14 protein-coding genes are annotated in these 17,765 nt (G+C 43.4%); 7 read left to right on the forward strand and 7 right to left on the reverse strand.

Annotated elements, in window-relative coordinates:
* Window positions 1–136: 136 nt before the first annotated feature.
* The 5 genes from ACX6CI_RS04075 to ACX6CI_RS04095 all read right to left on the reverse strand — a co-directional run bounded on the left by ACX6CI_RS04075 (window position 137) and on the right by ACX6CI_RS04095 (window position 5,088).
* Window positions 137–565 (reverse strand): universal stress protein, encoded by a 429-nt coding sequence (locus tag ACX6CI_RS04075; RefSeq protein ID WP_458776899.1) that lies wholly within the window; start codon window positions 563–565, stop codon window positions 137–139.
* A 92-nt stretch (window positions 566–657) separates the two neighbouring features.
* Window positions 658–1,800, reverse strand: a complete 1,143-nt coding sequence (locus tag ACX6CI_RS04080) for an NAD-dependent epimerase/dehydratase family protein (RefSeq protein ID WP_458776900.1) — start codon at window positions 1,798–1,800, stop codon at window positions 658–660.
* 196 nt (window positions 1,801–1,996) lie between these two features.
* Window positions 1,997–3,283 carry a TRAP transporter large permease gene (locus tag ACX6CI_RS04085; RefSeq protein WP_458776901.1) on the reverse strand — a complete coding sequence of 429 codons (1,287 nt, stop codon included), beginning with the start codon at window positions 3,281–3,283 and terminating at the stop codon, window positions 1,997–1,999.
* Between the two features lie 3 nt (window positions 3,284–3,286).
* Window positions 3,287–3,796, reverse strand: a complete 510-nt coding sequence (locus ACX6CI_RS04090; protein ID WP_458776902.1) for a TRAP transporter small permease — start codon at window positions 3,794–3,796, stop codon at window positions 3,287–3,289.
* A 254-nt stretch (window positions 3,797–4,050) separates the two neighbouring features.
* On the reverse strand, window positions 4,051–5,088 hold the full coding sequence (locus ACX6CI_RS04095) for a TRAP transporter substrate-binding protein (protein WP_458776903.1): 1,038 nt from the start codon (window positions 5,086–5,088) through the stop codon (window positions 4,051–4,053).
* A gap of 351 nt (window positions 5,089–5,439) precedes the next feature.
* Between ACX6CI_RS04095 and ACX6CI_RS04100 the strand changes: the two genes are divergently transcribed.
* The 4 genes from ACX6CI_RS04100 to ACX6CI_RS04115 all read left to right on the forward strand — a co-directional run bounded on the left by ACX6CI_RS04100 (window position 5,440) and on the right by ACX6CI_RS04115 (window position 12,332).
* Entirely contained in the window at window positions 5,440–6,477 is a 1,038-nt protein-coding gene (locus ACX6CI_RS04100) for a TRAP transporter substrate-binding protein (RefSeq protein ID WP_458776904.1), read from the forward strand.
* A gap of 393 nt (window positions 6,478–6,870) precedes the next feature.
* Complete coding sequence (gene ppdK, locus ACX6CI_RS04105; protein WP_458776905.1) at window positions 6,871–9,597, forward strand: pyruvate, phosphate dikinase; 2,727 nt, start codon at window positions 6,871–6,873, stop codon at window positions 9,595–9,597.
* Window positions 9,598–9,932: 335 nt separating this feature from the next.
* Window positions 9,933–11,159: a hypothetical protein gene (locus tag ACX6CI_RS04110; RefSeq protein ID WP_458776906.1), complete on the forward strand. Its 1,227-nt coding sequence runs from the start codon at window positions 9,933–9,935 to the stop codon at window positions 11,157–11,159.
* Window positions 11,160–11,183: 24 nt separating this feature from the next.
* Window positions 11,184–12,332, forward strand: a complete 1,149-nt coding sequence (locus ACX6CI_RS04115) for a cache domain-containing protein (protein WP_458776907.1) — start codon at window positions 11,184–11,186, stop codon at window positions 12,330–12,332.
* Window positions 12,333–12,410: 78 nt separating this feature from the next.
* Here the strand turns inward: ACX6CI_RS04115 and ACX6CI_RS04120 are convergent, their stop codons facing one another.
* Together ACX6CI_RS04120 and ACX6CI_RS04125 are read right to left on the reverse strand one after the other, a co-directional pair.
* The gene (locus ACX6CI_RS04120; protein ID WP_458776908.1) at window positions 12,411–13,679 is read right to left on the reverse strand and encodes a glycerophosphodiester phosphodiesterase family protein; all 1,269 of its coding nucleotides are present in this window, start codon (window positions 13,677–13,679) and stop codon (window positions 12,411–12,413) included.
* Window positions 13,680–13,950: 271 nt separating this feature from the next.
* Entirely contained in the window at window positions 13,951–14,175 is a 225-nt protein-coding gene (locus tag ACX6CI_RS04125; protein ID WP_458776909.1) for a hypothetical protein, read from the reverse strand.
* Window positions 14,176–14,442: 267 nt separating this feature from the next.
* Between ACX6CI_RS04125 and ACX6CI_RS04130 the strand changes: the two genes are divergently transcribed.
* The 3 genes from ACX6CI_RS04130 (at window position 14,443) to ACX6CI_RS04140 (ending at window position 17,499) form a co-directional block, all read left to right on the forward strand.
* Complete coding sequence (locus ACX6CI_RS04130) at window positions 14,443–15,375, forward strand: RluA family pseudouridine synthase (protein ID WP_458776910.1); 933 nt, start codon at window positions 14,443–14,445, stop codon at window positions 15,373–15,375.
* Window positions 15,376–15,500: 125 nt separating this feature from the next.
* Window positions 15,501–16,793, forward strand: coding sequence for a DEAD/DEAH box helicase (locus tag ACX6CI_RS04135; RefSeq protein ID WP_458776911.1), 1,293 nt, complete (start codon window positions 15,501–15,503; stop codon window positions 16,791–16,793).
* Between the two features lie 106 nt (window positions 16,794–16,899).
* On the forward strand, window positions 16,900–17,499 hold the full coding sequence (locus ACX6CI_RS04140; protein ID WP_458776912.1) for a flavodoxin family protein: 600 nt from the start codon (window positions 16,900–16,902) through the stop codon (window positions 17,497–17,499).
* Window positions 17,500–17,765: the final 266 nt, after the last annotated feature.

The following is a 17,765-nucleotide window of genomic DNA, read 5'->3' on the forward strand; positions in this document are numbered from 1 at the left end:
ATGTACCACAATGTGGTGATTTTATCGAGGGCGAACTACACAATAATAGGTAGTTAGTTGCACCTTGGTTTTCAGGAGGATGAAGATAATGAGAGATATAGATACGTTAGAGTATTCTTAAATAGATTGCGCAGTTTTAAAAAAGTAATACAGGGCAAGATACATTGTGGAGCACGTGATTGGCAACAGAACCAAATAGTACGTCTCTTATTTCTCCGCCACCCTCATGCCTGCCGATTACAAGAAGCTGGAACTCCTGACTGTTTGCGATATGGGCGATAATTGATCGTGGTTCGCCAAACTCGAGAATGAGTTCACAGGTAAATCCTGCACTGTTGAGTTTTTTACTTGTACGTTCAAGAAGCAGGTTACCGGCCTTTGTTGCATTTTTTTTGACCATATCTACCTGAAAGTCAGGAATCATTCTATAGGCGAGCTGATCGTTGTTTATTACATACAGCAGTGTAAGGTGTTTTGAAAATCGACTTCTCTGTTCAATAATACTGTTAATAGTGGCCTGGGCCGTTGGGGAGTCATCCACAGGTACAAGAATTTTAGGGTCCATTATTTATCTCCAGTATTAGCGATATGACATTAGATTGAATTGGTCTTTTTGTTATTATATCATAGTTCTAGTGTGGAGTGTAACAACCATTATTATGAATCGTTTTCAGAGTTTAACATATCATCAAATGGTTCCAGACCCTGGGCGTGAATAAGTTCGAGCAATCTTTTGGGATCGATGTCGAAGATATCCTCCACCGACTCTTCGTCGAGGATATCTTTAAATGTAGTTATAAGATTCTCATGGGTCCACCTGGAAAGATAGTAAACCACAAGTTCCGGTAATCGTGTAAAAATAGTCTCGTTAGGTAGCGGGTCAATAAAGGACGAACTATTAAGTTTTTCAGCGGATAAGGTCTGAGGACTGTAGAGATTATCCAGAAACATCATTTCTGGTGGGACAGCGGCCTGTATCCCGAGTTTTCGCACACCTTTTAACACTAATTCAACGAAGGATTTTCCATAATTTGCCACCCAGAAGGGAACAAAGACTTCTTTAGGGCGATCAAGGTTGAGGTACGACTTTATGGTGAGGATGAGTGTTGCAAGATCTACCGGGTTTTTGTCGACAAAATGGTAGGTGTTTCCTGAAAACTCCGCTCTGTTGTTAAGAGCATGATTGATAAAATAGGGGAGTTTTCGTGAATTTGTATAGGAGTGGAGTATCCCTTTTTTGGTAAATAGAACAGGAATGGCCTCATCGGCCACTGAAAACAATAATCTATGAAAGCCTTGGATCTTATGATCGTGGGCACCATAAACAATAGCAAGGCGAATACAGGTATAATCCAGGCCACTTTCTCTGGCCATTTTTTCCAAAGAGAGTTCAGCCATCAGTTTTGACTTGGCGTAGTTACTAAGAGATGCCGATAGCGGAAGGGTATCGGCTTCAGTGAGATTTTCTCCCTGGGGAAGGGTGGCAGCCGAGCTGATATGAATGTAGGGAATGTTTAGAGCATTTGCGGCTCTTGCAAGGTTGATGGGCCCCTTGTAGTTCACCTCATAGGAGAGCTGTCCGCTGGCTGCAAGGTTTGCCATTGCAGCGTTGATAACAAAATCTGGCTTAACTTCCAGCAGATATCGTTTAATATCTTCTTCTTCTCTTAATGAGAGTTTTTTGCTACTTGGTGCGCGTATATCGACAGTGTCCGGGTGATTTTTTTTGTAAAAATTTACTATGGTTCCACCAATAAGACCTGATCCACCTGTCAGTACTGCTATTTTTTTTGGGGCCATCTTTACTCCCTGTCGGTCTATAACGTTCGGGGTGTTCCGGCCCATTGACTCTTCAGGCCGTGCCTGTCTGAAAATATCTGAAGTACTTATTGCGGCTAATAACTTGTTCGCGAAGTTAGAATAAATCCCTGCTGATATTGTTGCAATACAAAACTACTCAGCAGGGATTGATGATACTATGACTTAGAATGCCTCTCTAGCCGTACACAAGGCGTGGCAGCAGCAAGACAATATCTGGGAAAAAGGTCAGGACAAAGAGAATGAGAATCTGGATCAGCAAAAAAGGCAATACCGCCTTGGTGACATAGACAATATCCCTGTCCACCGTTGCCCCTGAGATATATAAACTGACGCCAAGGGGTGGGGTGCAGTAGCCAATACCGAGATTAATTGTCATGATCAGGCCAAAATGCATGGTATCGATGCCAAATTTTCCAAGAAGGGGCAGAAATATCGGTGTGAGAATGAGTGTTGCTGAGATGATATCCATAAACATACCGATGAAAAGAAGCAGTATGTTAACGGACAGAAGGAAAACCCAGGGTGAAGAAATATTATCCACCACTACAGCTGCGATCTTACCTGGAATTTGCTCAAAGGTGAGATACTCTCCAAAAACTGATGCTCCGGCTACGATTATAAGAAGGGTGGCTGAGGTCAGAGCTGAGGAGACGATCACTTTTTTAACATCTGCAAGTTTCATGTCTTTGTGTATGGCAATTTCCACAAAGAATGCGTAAAAGCAGGCAACGACAGCTGCTTCATTTGCCGTGAAGAGGCCTGAGTAAATCCCTCCGAAAATAAGAACAGGAAGCATCAGTGCCCAGATGCTCTCTTTAAGCACGGCAAAAACTTCGCCTGCAGTAGGTTTGGGACGTCGCTTCATACCCATCTTCCGACAGGCAAAATAGGCATAAATACTCATGGCAAGCATGATGATGACGCCTGGTATAAAACCTGTGAGAAAGAGAGCCTCAAGTTGATCATTACTCACCATGGCATATAAAATCATGGCAATGGATGGCGGAATGATAACCCCGAGAATAGGCGAGGTTGTCATAATACCAACCGAAAATTTTTCGTCGTAACCATTTTCTATAAGGGCAGGGATCATAAAGCCGCCGATGGCTACAACGGTTGCTACGGTGGATCCGGAAATAGCGCCGAAAAAACCACAGGCAAGTACTCCTGCCATGGCAAGACCACCGGGCAAAAAACCAACCATGACGTTCGCTGTTTTAATCAGTTTTGAAACGATGGAGCCGGTGGTCATAATATTGCCGCAGAGGACGAAAAACATGACAACCACAAGGGCGAATTTATCCATACTGCGATACAATACCTCAATGACAATCTGAGGATCAATACCAACCATATAAACAAGGCCTATGGTACCGGTAAAAAACAGTGCCATAAAGACAGGTACTGTTGTCGCAAGACAGCCAATGAGGATGGCAAATATAAGAAGATAACTATTTTCCATGGCCTATTGCTCCCCTGTTATATCTTTTATTCCGGTCCAGTCTTCCCGCATAACAATGAGAGTTCGAAGAAACATCATCACTCCCATAAGTGGCAGGATAGCGTAGAAAAAATATTCGGGAATCTGCAGGGTTGCGGTACGGGCGTATTCATCTTCATACATCATGTAGGTCATCTGGGAGCCGAGATATATCATAACAACAGAGAAAACCAGTACTGCAAGGTGGGAAAAGAGTGTCAGCGGTCGACGCAGTATCGGCAGCATCTGCGGCAGGGCATCGATTCGTATCAGGGAACGGTTACGTATTGCGGCCACACAGCCTATATAGGTCGAAAAGAAAATAACCTTACGCACAACTTCATCGGACCAGTAGAGACTGACATCGTTGGTGACTTTTCGCAGGATAACGTTTGCCATAGCCGTACAAAGAGCCAGACAGACGGCAAAAAAAAGTGACCACTCTTCAATCTTAGAGAAGACGCGGTCAATACTCTTAAAGGTTTTTATGAACATATCTACCGTAAAAGCTAAGTTAGACTGGTTGAAAATGAGTGGAGTGAACGCAGAATTAAACTCCTTACTCGGTGAAAGGCAACACTATTCTGAGACATTGTGAGACTTTTTGAACCTCAAGGCTTGATTCAAACAAGACCTGGTTAATAAAGAGCCATAGTAGAAAACAAAAAAGTAGGGATAAGGCAAGTGGATTACTTGCCTCGTCCCTACTTTTACTGTTGCAGTAACAGTCGTCTAAATTTTCTAAACTGTTATTTCAATGTGGCACGTACAGTCTCAAGGTACTCTGGACCGATTTTTTCGCTCCATTTTTGCAAGACAGGTTCAGCCATTTCCTTGAGCGTTGCAACATCACTATCGCTCAGGCTGATAAAGGTAACTCCTGCCTCTTTAGCTTTTGCAAGCTGGGCGTCATGCTGGGCCCGGGTGGCGGCTCTTGTCTTCTCGCTTTCTTCGGAAATAACAGTCAGAAGAATATCCTGAAGATCCTGAGGAAGTTTCTTCAACCAGCGTTTGTTGATCAGGTGGACAAAGAGACCCTGGGCGTAATTGAGCTCTGTGAAGTTCTTGGCGATGGTAAATTTTTTGGTGATGTTGCAAACAATTGCAGTGTGATCTAAACCGGTTATAACACCTGTTTGCAATGCCTGAGGAACATCCGGCCATGGCATTACGGTGAACTTTAGGTCCCATGCCTTGTAAAGATCCGTGTTAACAGGAGCCTGGGCAATACGAAAATTAGTCTTTTTTGCATCAGCGACCGTATTCACAGGGGTGGTTGTTGCCCAGCCGTATGGGCCGTAACCTGTCACGTCAGCAACAATGAGGCCCTGCTTTTGAGCTCCATTGGCAAATGGTTCCCATGTCTCAGGAGTGTTTCTGAAGGTGTCAAGTTTGTCAAAGGTGTCAACCACGTATGGGAGATTAACAATACCCAGACGGTCAGAGATATTGGCTGCAGCAACAGATGAACTCATCATGCCTTGAATGGCACCGAGCTTTAGTTTTGCGATAACATCTTTTTCTCCACCCATTTGAGAAAGTGGACGAAAATCAACATACAATCTTCCTCCAGACTTTTCCCATACCTTGTCACGGATAGCATAACCTACCGCAACACCTTCAATAACAGGGTGGGAAACATTGGAAAGAATGTACGTGTATTCCGCTCCCTTAGGGTCAAATTTGGGTTGCCACGCTTCAAGTGGATTCTTTTTCTTATCAGCAGCCAGAAGAGCACCGGGAAGACAAAGGGTGAGAAGGAGTAAGGTGGTTAACACTTTTTTCATAAAAAGACCTCAGAGAAAAATTGTTGATGATAGATGGCGAACACCGCCTATGTCTTTGTTTTTGAGTTCTTGATTACCATAAACTATTTCATGAAGTAAACCCTTAAATGAACTTAGTAAGGCGGTGTGGTTGTTGTGCAGAATTAATTAAAGGCTTGGTGGCTTGTTGGTTGTGTTAATTAGGCGCGCGGCTTCTGCAGCTGAATGGAAAATCTGTTGTTTCGTGAAAAGTGACGTGTTTAAGGATGGTTATGGCAGAAATGAATGTGAAATTATCAATATTATCTGGTAAGGATTTAAAAATAAGTGATGTGCCTTTGTAGCTTTTCTATCAATCTAGAGGAGGGATAAGTGAGATCTATAAAAAGTTTATTTTTAGTTGTAGTCAATGTAGCCATAATTGCTTTAACCGGTACCAGCGTTTTTGCTGGAGACCCATTAGAGAAATGGAACCCGACCTTTGATCACTCAAAAGCCGAATTTGTGTATCTTCTCTCCTGCGTAGGCCATCCTGCCATCGAGGGGGTTGCCGTGGGGTTTAAGATTCGGGATCGTATCTGGGAAGAAAGTGGTGGCCGGATCTATGTGGACTTCAGGCCTCTTTCTCAGCTGGGTGGCGAAAAAGATGTGATCAATAAACTAAAGTTTGGAGCCGTTCAGGGGATGATGAGTTCATCGGTTGCAGCGGCAAACATTGCCCCAGCCCTTGGTATTGTCAATTTGCCCTATGTCGTGGACAGTTTTGATAAGCTGGAAAAGTTTCGAGCGACAGAGAATCTATGGGTTCCATTCCGTGATGCTGCAATAAAGAAAGGCCTCCAGGCAATAGATTTCACAGGGTATGGCTCCTATGGCTGGGCTACCACTAAGCCGGTTGCCAACCGCGCCCAGGCAACAGATGTTAATTTCCGCATTGCCCAGGCACCTGTAAATATAGATGTATACAAGGCATGGGGACTGAAATTTGCGGTTCTTCCCTGGCCTGATGTTCCCCAGGCGCTTCAGACTGGCGTTATTGACGGCCTGGATCACACCCCTATTGTTTGTAATATTTCAAAAAAATTTACTGTGGCAAAGTATTACACCCAGCTCGATTATGCTCAGGGATTGTACGTACATATCATCAATCAAAAATGGTTGAAAAAGTTGCCTCAGGATCTGCAGGAAGTGTTTCTGCGAGTGGTTAAGGAGGAAAGCGCTGTAGCCAGAAACCTGACTAGAAAACAGCAGGAAGCACAAATCGTGGATGCCAAGGCTGCCGGGGTAACATTTTATGCCCTTCCTCAAGAAGATAAGGCCGCAATGGTGAAGGATTGCCAAAAGGTCTACGATGTCTGGGGAAAAAAGATTGGCCAAGATTATTTTGACCTGGTGAAGAACAGTCTGTAGCTGTTACCATTTAAAACCGGGGAGGTCGGCCTATGGTCGGTCTTTCCGGTTTCCCACCTATCTCTGTAGTATTGCTGCTGACAGTACTTGTCATCCTAACACCGTTTATCGTTGTAAGTCCTTAGAAATTTACTCCTATAATTGTAAAATAATAGGGCTATGGTTCTTTAGTGTGCAATGAGCGTTATGTTCGTATATCTGTGGATTTACAGGTAGTGCGGGGTGGGCGTTCCAGGATGTTCCTCAAGGTAAGGACATATTTTTTTTAGAAAATTTGTTAGAAAAAGGTAATTGAATTGTTTCCCTTTAGCTTCATTTTGTGTATTTTAGGAATCAGTGTTGCTTTGGGAAAATATCAATTATATTGAACAGTGTGCTTCAGGAGATATAGAAATGACTCAAAAATGGGTGTATCGATTCGATGAACTCGATGCAATTGAAAAATATGTAGATGGATCCTGGGATGATGTTCGTGGTCTTCTCGGTGGTAAAGGTGCGAATCTCGCGGAAATGGTTCGCATCGGAGTTCCTGTGCCTGACGGCTTTATTATTACAACAGAAGCGTGTAACGAATATCTTTCTTTGGGAGAGCAGCTTCCTGATGGTTTGTGGGGACAGTTTGAAGAGTCTCTAAAGGCCATAGAAAAGGCTACTGGTAAGACCTTTGGCGATCCTAAAAACCCACTACTGCTTTCTTGTCGGTCTGGTGCAAAGTTTTCCATGCCGGGAATGATGGATACGGTGCTTAACATCGGTATGAACGATGAGACTGTTGCAGGCATTATTGAGAGTACTGGGGATGCAAGAGTTGCCTATGACCTTTACCGCAGGCTTATTCAGATGTTTGGTAGTGTTGTAATGCATATCCCTGATGACAAATTTGAAGATGTTATCAGTCGTACACGTAAGGAAGCTGGAGTCAAAACAGACACCGAACTGACCGCTGAGCACTGGATGGCGGTTACAGAAGAATTTAAAAATGTTTTCAGATTCCATACCCATCATCATTTTCCAACTGAACCGTATGCTCAGTTACAGATGGCAACAGAAGCAGTCTTTATGAGCTGGAACGGAAAGCGTGCCATAGATTATCGAAATGCAGCGGGTATCGATCACAAATTGGGTACTGCGGTCAATATTGTCACCATGGTCTATGGTAATCTTGGTGACGATAGTGGTACTGGTGTCGCCCTGACCAGAAGCGGTACCACTGGTGAGAACCAAATTGAAGGTGATTACCTGACCAATGCCCAGGGTGAAGACGTAGTTGCCGGAATACGAAAGACTAAAGATCTTACGGCCCTGAAGGCTGAGATGCCTGCAGTTCATGCTGAATTTGAGCGTGTTGCTGTACTTCTTGAAAAACATTACCGCGACATGCAGGATGTGGAGTTTACCATAGAAAAAGGTAAGCTCTGGATGTTACAGACCCGAGATGGAAAACGTACCTCCCAGGCCGCTGTGCGAATAGCCGTTGATTTGGTTGAGGAAGGAGTAATCAGTAAAGAAGAAGCCTTGATGCGAGTAACTCCTGATCTGATAGACTTTTTCTTTCATCCACAGTTTGACAGTCAGGCCATGGCAGAGGCGACCCAGGAAAATAAGCGCCTTGCAATAGGTCTTAATGTCTCACCGGGTGCTGCTGTTGGTGTTGTTGCACTCGACGCGAACTTGGCCGAAAAGTGGGGTAAGGACGGCAAAGATGTTATCATGGTGCGTCCTGAGACCAGGCCTGATGATGTCCATGGTATGCTTGCTGCACAAGGGATTGTGACCAGTCGGGGAGGCAGGACAAGCCATGCCGCTCTTGTGGCTCGCCAATTTGGTAAACCCGCTGTTGTCGGGGTTGAAGAAATGGAAATCGACTTCACCAGAAGACAACTTCTTGTTGGTAGTCAAGTGATAAGAGAAGGGGAGTATATTTCAGTTGATGGAACAACAGGAGAGATATTCCAGGGAAAAATTGAAACAAAGCAGCCGGATATAAAAGATGAATGGTTGTTAAAACTGCTCTCTTGGGCGGATGAATATAGAACATTAGGTGTTTGGGCAAACTCTGATTATCCCGTTGATGCCTCCCGCGCTCGCGATTATGGGGCCGAAGGTATTGGTCTTTGTCGGACAGAGCACATGTTCATGGAGTCAGAACGTCTTCCTTTTGTTCAGCAGATGATTCTTGCTGAAATGGAAGTTGATCGAATTGAGGCAATTAAATCGCTCCTGCCGTTTCAGCGGGAAGATTTTGCAGGATTGTTTCGTGTCATGGATGGACTACCGGTTGTGGTCCGGTTGATTGATCCGCCACTCCATGAGTTCTTACCTGATCATGTAACTCTTATGAAAGAGTTGTCTGATCTTAAGATTCAGTTGCAGCATGCACCTAATCTAGAAGCAATAGATGACCTCTTAAAGCAAGTAAGGGTAAAGGAGAAGATGCTTGCCCGGGTTGAAGTGCTAAGAGAAGACAACCCAATGCTGGGACTGCGTGGAGTTCGACTTGGAAATCATTTTCCAGATCTTCCACGTATGCAGGTTCGGGCAATTATTGAGGCCGCCTGTCTCGTGACAAAAGAGGGTGGTGACGTTCGACCGGAAATTATGATTCCTCTCACAAGCCATGTGAACGAGTTGATTTTTCAACGGGAACTTTTAGAAGATGAAGCAAGAATGGTTATGGAAGAGCAGGGAATTGAGATCAACTATAAGTTCGGTACAATGATCGAAATCCCAAGGGCTGCTCTCACCGCGGACCAACTTGCAGAACATGCAGAATTCTTCTCCTTTGGTACCAATGATTTAACCCAGACCACCTACGGTATTTCAAGAGATGATGCCGAGCAGGGTTTTCTTATTGAGTATATGGTTAATGGTATCCTGCCTGAAAATCCTTTTGAAACCATTGATGTTGATGGAGTGGGACAATTAATGGAGATTGCAGCTGAAAAGGGAAGAAGTGTGAATCCGGATATTAAACTTGGTATATGCGGAGAGCATGGGGGTGAGGCAAAATCAATCGCACTCTGTCATAAGCTTGGTTTGAACTATGTCTCCTGTTCACCATTTAGAGTTCCGCTGGCACGTTTGGCTGCAGCCCGGGCAGCCATTGCAGCTAAGAAGTAGTATCATTCCCGTTTATAGCGGATAAGCTATAACGGTCCTATACAATCCGCAGGCTGTTTCTCTAGAGATAACAGCCCTGCGGATTTTCTTTTTGTACTATTTATTTCTGCACGACGTATCCGTTGTCTCGTATCAATAGGCCTTGCTCTTTCGCTTCTTATTCTTCTTTTCTTCTGTATTAGATTCTTACATTGATCAAACAGCGTATACCGCGTACATAGATAAGTCGTGTTTCATCACAAAGAATATGTACGTTACTATCCAGCATGGTTTATAAATCCGAATTGTCGGGTTCGCCTATTGTTATGCAAAAATATATCGGAATTTTTATCGTAATGACACTCGTCAGTTATTTGCTGAGTGTTCTCTATCCAGCAATAGGCGTCTTAACCACGATATGTGCTTGGACAGTTCCTGTTTTGATGTGGCAAAGTCTTGGTAGAAGTGCCCTGCAACAGGTGTTGGTGCTTTTGGCGATTGGTGTAATGACTTTGTCCTTTGCATATGGCAAAGGTTATTTCCCTGGTTGGACTCAGGTCTTATCAACTAATCTGCCGCTTCTTGCAATGTTTGTAGCCGTTGCTTTTCTTACTCTCACCAATAAAAGTGTTGAAGATTCAGAACTTCCAGGTGGAAAGCCTGCGGTAGTCACCACCGCGATTGGTACTCATATATTGGGGGCAGTTATTAATTTATCTGTGATCTTTGTTTTTGGCGATCGAATCCAAAGAAAAGGCAGGCTTACACAAGAACAACAGATTATTCTGGCAAGATCATTTTCAGCTGCTGCCTGGTGGTCACCATTTTTTATAGCAACGGGAGTTGTTTTAACCTACGCCCCGGAAATGATATGGAGAAAAACCATGGTCCCGGGTGTTCTCATGAGCCTCCTGGCCCTTACTTACTCCATTGTTGAAGTATGTTATATACGGAAAAATAAATTTTCAGGTTATCCATTACGTTTTGACAGTCTGATGGTTCCGCTGTTTCTCGCAGGATCTGTTGTCTCTATACATCAACTCTTTCCTGATGTAAGTATATTGCTGGTGATCTGTATGATTTCTCCAGTTGGAGCGCTTCTATTTATGCGAGGCCGTCCGAGAAAGCAGGTGCTTGGTAATTTTATTCAGGTACGAATACTATCTGTGGTGAGTCAGTTTGCACTTTTTTTAGCAGCTGGAGTTTTTTCAACCGGGATTAAATCGATTCTCCATGTCTATCCCGGCGTACTCAGTTTTGAGGGTATGCAATTTTCTCCAATCATGTTTTCGCTTGTGCTGGCAGTGATGCTTGTTGTCGGCATGTTTGGAGTTCATCCGCTCGTGAGCGTTGCGGTCGTTAGCCCGCTCATTCTCCCTCTTACTCCTGATCACTCCCAACTGGCATTTATGTTTTTGTGCAGCTGGGCCATATCAACTGGCAGTAGTCCCTTCTCAGGAATTGGACTTGCTATGATCAGCAGATATCACGCGTCTCCACGGCAAATTATACAGAGCAACTATCATTATGTTATAATGATGTGGTTGATTGCTTCTGGGTTAAATATTCTCTGTTTGTCATAAAAAAATACTTGTAAGGGGAAATCCATGTCCATGGACTATGCAAAATTGCGGCTTGTGCCAGTTTTAACCGTTCTTCTGGTGACCGGATTTTTAATCACAAGTCTCACAAGTTTTTTTGTCTCAAGAGAGTCATTGCGTTCAGAAATTGCACTTAACGAGTTACCGCTCACAAGCGACAATATCTATTCAGAAATTCAGCGGGATTTGTTGCGGCCGGTATTTATTTCTTCTGTCATGGCAACAGATACGTTTCTCAGAGATTGGGTTTTGGGGGGAGAGCAGGGACCGGAAAAAATCACTCGCTATCTTTTAGAAATAAAAACAAAATACAATACCTTCACTAGTTTTTTTGTATCTGAAGCGAGCAAAACATATTATCACTCCGCAGGAATTTTGAAACAGGTTTCAACTACAGATCCTCGTGATAACTGGTATTTCCGTGTTAAAGGCTTAGAAGAACATTATGAAATTAACGTAGACCCTGATAAGGCTAATAAGGATGCGATGACGATCTTTGTTAACTACCGTGTCTACGATTATGATCAGAACTATATCGGGGTAACCGGAGTAGGGTTAACAGTCAATGCTGTCAAAACCCTGATAGAGTTGTATCAAAAGAAATACAGCCGGACTATCTATTTTATTGATGATGATGGCACCATTACACTTACTGGATCTGATTTCAAAGAGACAAAAGATAGTTTGAAGTCAAAGGACTATTTCCCGCTGTTTACAAGGAATATGGGGGCCCTGGAAGGCAATTCTTTCTCGTATGAAAGGGATGGTCAAGTCGTTCATACAAATATTCGTTATATTGATGAGTTTAAGTGGCACTTGGTAGTGGAACAGCCTGAACAGGAGGTGGTACAAGAGATTTACAGAACACTTCTCATAAACCTGTTTCTTTGTGTCGTGGTTACGGCTGTTGTTCTCGTTTTGGTTAACTATTCCATCACCGCATACAAAAAACGAATAGAAACCCTCAGGGGAATTGTGCCAATCTGTTCATTTTGTAAACAGATCCGTGATGATAAAGGTTACTGGAACCGGGTGGACGCCTATATTGCGAAACACACTGAGGCGCAGTTTAGCCATAGTATTTGTCCTGACTGTGTTAGGGAGCATTACCCGGAAGCTGGGAAGATCTTAGACGAGAATGTAAAAGAAGAATAGGTAAGGCGGAAAGTAGGTGAAATCGGCCCCACTGAGGACAGCTTGTCCTGAGTGGGGATTTTTTATATTCGTGACCTGTTATAGCCCTTTGCAATTTGCATAATATGTAACAGTTGCGGGCCAGTCGGAAAAGACGCCAATAACTCCCACGTCCTGGGCGAGGACATCAAGTGCCACCATCATGTCTCCATCGTTGTTAATAGCATCTTTCACTGAACTGTAATACCAGCCACCACCATCCTTTAACAGGCCAGAGCGCTCAAAACTCCAGGCGATGATTTCAAGACCTGCAGCCTTTGCATGTTTCGCGTATTCAGAGGCAACAATATCACCTTTTCCATCAACCGTGAGGAGCATCCAGATAGGTGGTGCAATGATACGGACATTTTGGCTAAAGAGTTCTTCCATTGTTGGAGACCATGTTGCTGGGTCACTGATATCAAATGTTTTAATATTGTATCTATCATCAAGAAAAACCCCTTGCTTACCAAACTGTGGTTCATTTTTCAGCCAGTAGAGTATATCGCTCAGGTTAAAGGATTGGGCAAAAACGTTTCCAGGGTCTACACCTGCCTTTTTGTAGTCGTCGATCATGGCCTGGGCATATTTTTCCTGACTGTAATCACCATCAAAAGGCATTGTGACTTCAGGAGTTTTCAGTTCAGGGGTCATTTTAACCCCGAGTTCTGTAAAGAGCTCAATGCTTTCAGCGTGGGTCATAAGGGTACCGTGGGCTGTGTAGAGATCGGTGCGCCAGCTTGGAGTACTATCTAAGTATTCTGTAACTGTGGTGGCCTTTTTGTTGCCAGCATCCATCTTACCTCTCAGTTGTTTGAACTCTTTTAAGGTAATATCACTTGTGCAGCATTTGGCAGATGCTGGTTTGATAAGCTCTCCTGTCTTTGCATCGAATTCAGCAGGTGTAAAGGGCTCTGAACATTTGGCTGCAAGTTTTGGGATAGTAAGAATATTAGTGGTGGTGTGAAGGTCGCATTGGGAGTGTCTGCACACGAGTTCTTTATCTTTTGTGAAGGTGACATCACATTCAACGATACCAGCACCCATGGTGGCCGCAGCCTCGTATGACTCTTTGGTGTGTTCTGGAAACTGCATGGGAGCCCCTCTATGGCCGATGGAAAAATCGGTTTTGTAAAAAGGGCCGGCAGCACATGTTTCAAGGTTTTTTCTAAGCTCACCTTTGTCCATGTCGCCGATAAGATAGGCTGGGCGAACACCAAGCTGGATCGCGGGATCGACACTTGTTTCTGAAGTGTTTCCTGCAAAAACTGAACTACCCCATAACAATGCGACAAATGCAATTGTAGTCACTCTGATTGGATTGCGCATAACAGAACATCCTCCTAAAAGAATATTAAAAAACGGATAACACCAAGAGGTGCAAAGATAAAACTGGCACATGAGTGATACTAGGCCAGAGAACTATTGGATCCTTGTGTCGTTTTTGTAAGAACTTCGTTTCTTTTTATATAAAAAAATCAGCTGCCTGTGATATTTATATGTATGGATTCTGTATACTAATTTGTTTTACGTACAACTAGTGGCTGGACGCCTTCTAGGTTTTACTATACTCCTTTATTGGTTGATGATTATGGTGATGCTATTCATCAGGAAGAAAGTAGGCTCCAAGGCGGACCAGAAGGTGAAAGACAATATAAAAGCCAACCAGTGCGCCCAGGATGCAGCCGATTGCCTGAAAGGGTGTGATGTCTTTACTATGAATAAAGGTAATGAGCGGCTGAAAAAGATCAGTGTAGGCCATTAATAGCCCAAGGGTAATAAGTGACAGGCAAACACTGACCGGAAGCCATATATTTTTAGGCATTATAACTCCGAAGGTAGAATCAAAAAATTACTGAATACAGGTAATGGTAATGTAACTAAATAAATGTTTGCTATTGTGCAACTATTAAAGGATTTTTTATTAAAATAATCCCTAAAACAGGAATCCTTATATAACCTTTTGAGGAAAGTGATTATTGTGGGATGGAATCTGTACATAAAAGAGGTAGACTACTCTTAAGGAAACGGGAAATGAACTGTAGTAAGTATCTTCACCGCCTCTGTACAAACTAAATATTGAGAGAACTGCATGAAAGGTATGAAACAAAAGCGTACGTCAGGACCTAAAAAAAATACTGAATCTTCATATAAGGTTAAATCCAAGGAGACTTTGCTTGTTAGCTTAATTGATAACTTTCCTAAAAAAACCAGAAAATTACTAAAAGCAGTACTGCGAGACAAGCAGGTATCAGTTGAAGGTAAAACGGTCACTCAGTTTGATTATGTGCTTATCCCTGGTCAGGATGTGGTTGTGAGTTGGGAAAAGAAAAAAACGCGATCCCATCCGCGTGAATTAAATATTCTGCATATGGATGAAGATATCATTGTCATAAATAAGCCGGCAGGTCTTCTTACTGTTGCAACCGATAAAGAGAAGCGTAGAACTGCGTATTCCATGCTCAGTACCTATGTCAAACAGGAAAATCCAGATAATAAAATCTTTGTGGTTCACCGGCTTGACCGGGAAACATCAGGACTTTTGATGTTTGCCAGAAGCGAAACGGTTAAACATCAGATTCAGGAAACCTGGACAGATACAATCAGTCAGAGAACCTATGTGGGTGTGGTTGAGGGGCAGGTTGATCCACCCGAGGGGACCGTTACCTCATGGCTTACAGAAAGCAGCGCTTTTATAGTCTATTCTTCTACGACTGATAAAACCGGAAAAAACGCTGTCACCCATTACAAAAAAATCGATGGAACAAAGGATTTGTCACTTCTTGAGATACACCTTGAAACTGGAAGAAAGCATCAGATCAGGGTTCATATGCAGGATATTGGACATTCCATAGTGGGTGATAAGAAGTATGGTGCAGGTGCTAATTTCATGGGCAGAATGGCACTTCATGCCAAGGTTCTCACTTTTACCCATCCAACCAGTGGAGAGGAGTGTCATTTCGATACAGGAGTTCCAACAAAATTCAGACAACTCTTTCAGCTTCCGGGTAAACAGAGGAAATAGCCTGATTGTTGTTTATCAAAAGACTTGTCCAAACGATTTTCATAGCATCCGACCTGTTTATGCAGGAAGTTTAAATCCGGGTTCAACCCAATAAAAAAAGTTAAACGCTTTAGCGAGAATTATTTATGAGTTTTACTACCATGGGCTTATCTGAGCCTATTCTGCGCGCAGTAGAAGAACAGGGGTACGCAGACCCTACTCCAATTCAGAAACAGGCAATACCGGTAGTGTTGGCCGGTAAAGATCTTATGGCTGCGGCACAGACCGGAACGGGTAAAACCGCGGGTTTTGCTTTGCCAATACTCGAAAAACTATCTAAAGGGCAAAGGCCCCAGGCAAATCAGGTTCGAACCTTGATTTTGACACCAACCCGTGAACTCGCAGCTCAAATCGATGCCAGTGTTAAGGCATATAGTGCTCACCTGCCACTTCGATCCACTGTTGTTTTTGGGGGAGTGAAAATCAATCCACAGATGATGGCGCTTCGTAGAGGTGTTGATATTCTGGTGGCAACTCCTGGCCGATTACTTGATCTCTATAATCAGAATGCCGTCCGCTTTAAACAGCTTGAACTACTTGTCCTTGATGAGGCGGACAGGATGCTTGATATGGGATTCATCCATGATATTAAAAAGATTCTGGCACTACTTCCTAAAAAACGTCAGACGCTTATGTATTCCGCAACATTTTCAAGAGAGATACGGGAGCTTGCCAAAAAACTGGTGAATAATCCGGTTGAGGTCTCTGTTACCCCAAGAAATACCACCGTTAAAAGTGTGAAGCAGTGGCTGGTTCCTGTTGATAAGAAACGTAAACCCGGGTTACTCATTGAACTGATAAAGACCAATGGCTGGGAACAGGCACTGGTGTTTACCAGAACAAAACATGGGGCAAATCGTCTGACTCAACAGTTGGAAAAAGCAGGGATCAGAGCAATGCCAATCCATGGTAACAAGAGTCAGAATGCAAGGACCAAGGCCCTTGCTGATTTTAAGGCAGGGAAGGTTCGGATTTTGGTGGCCACCGATATCGCTGCTCGGGGGCTCGATATTGATCAGCTTCCCCAGGTGGTAAACTTTGATCTGCCCAATGTTGCCGAAGATTATGTCCATAGAATTGGCAGGACTGGGCGGGCAGGTGCTACAGGACAAGCTGTGTCTCTTGTGAGTGCCGATGAGTTTAAGCAACTTTCAGAGATTGAGTATCTTATAAAGCAAATTCTTGACCGGCAGTATCAGGATGGTTTTGAACCGGTGAATGATGTTCCTGCATCAAGGCTTGATCGTCGTCCTAAACGTCCTAAAAAGCCTAAGAAACCAAAGGTTCATACAGCGCAGAATGAGGGTGCTAAAGAAACGAAGGATGTGCACAGTTCCAAGCCTGCCAGGCGAAACAATCGGTATCGTGGTCGGAAATAATGTTCTGACTTGTAATGCTATTACTCATTGAAAAGTCAGAGAAATTATTTTCACAAAGTTGTTAATTGTGAAAAAACAGGTTTAAAAATTTTATTTGGAGGGGAACATGTACGCTGTAGCAATTAATGGTAGTCCCAGAAAAGGCGGAAACACTGAAATGCTCTTAAAAGAGGTGCTTTCTGAACTTGATAGCAGTGGTTGGGAGACTGAGCTTGTAAAAGTCGGAGGCACTGCAATACGTGGATGTATCGCCTGTCAGAAATGTTTTGAAAACAAAGACAAGCAGTGTGCAGTAAAAACCGATAAATTTAATGATATATTTGAAAAGCTTCTGCGAGCAGATGCTATTATTATGGGATCTCCCACATATTTTGCCGCAATTTCAGCAGATCTAAAGGCACTCGTTGAACGGGCGGGCTATGTCGCCTATGCCAATGACCACGCCTTTACCGGAAAACTTGGTGCGGCAGTTGTTGCTGTTCGTCGGGGCGGTGCAACCCATGCCTATGACACTATCAACCATATGTATCAGATGTCCAGGATGGTATTGCCTGGTTCTACCTATTGGAATATGGGAATTGGTCATGGTAAGGGGGATGTTGCTGAAGATGCTGAGGGGCTGAGAAATATGCGTCACCTTGGTCAAAGTATTGACTGGCTTGGCAAGCTGATGAAGCCGCAGATAGAGAGTTACCCCAGGGGGTAGCCCGAACTTCTCATGAACATTTTGTCGAGTTTTAGAAATTTTTCTATTTTCAACTCAAGAGAGTTTAAATCAAGATAATGGAAATTCAACAAAATGTTCACCAAAGGTCAGTCCATGTGATACCGGCTTCCACAGTGTTTTGTCAATAAGCATAGCTCACTATGGCTCATTAACAAAAACTTCGAATCCCGCACCACCAGGACTGGTGAGAAATCAGGGCTAGTCATTTTTTTTAATTAAAATACGAGTGTTAATTAAGTTTTCAC

It is taken from the genome of Desulforhopalus glucosivorans (assembly GCF_054397165.1).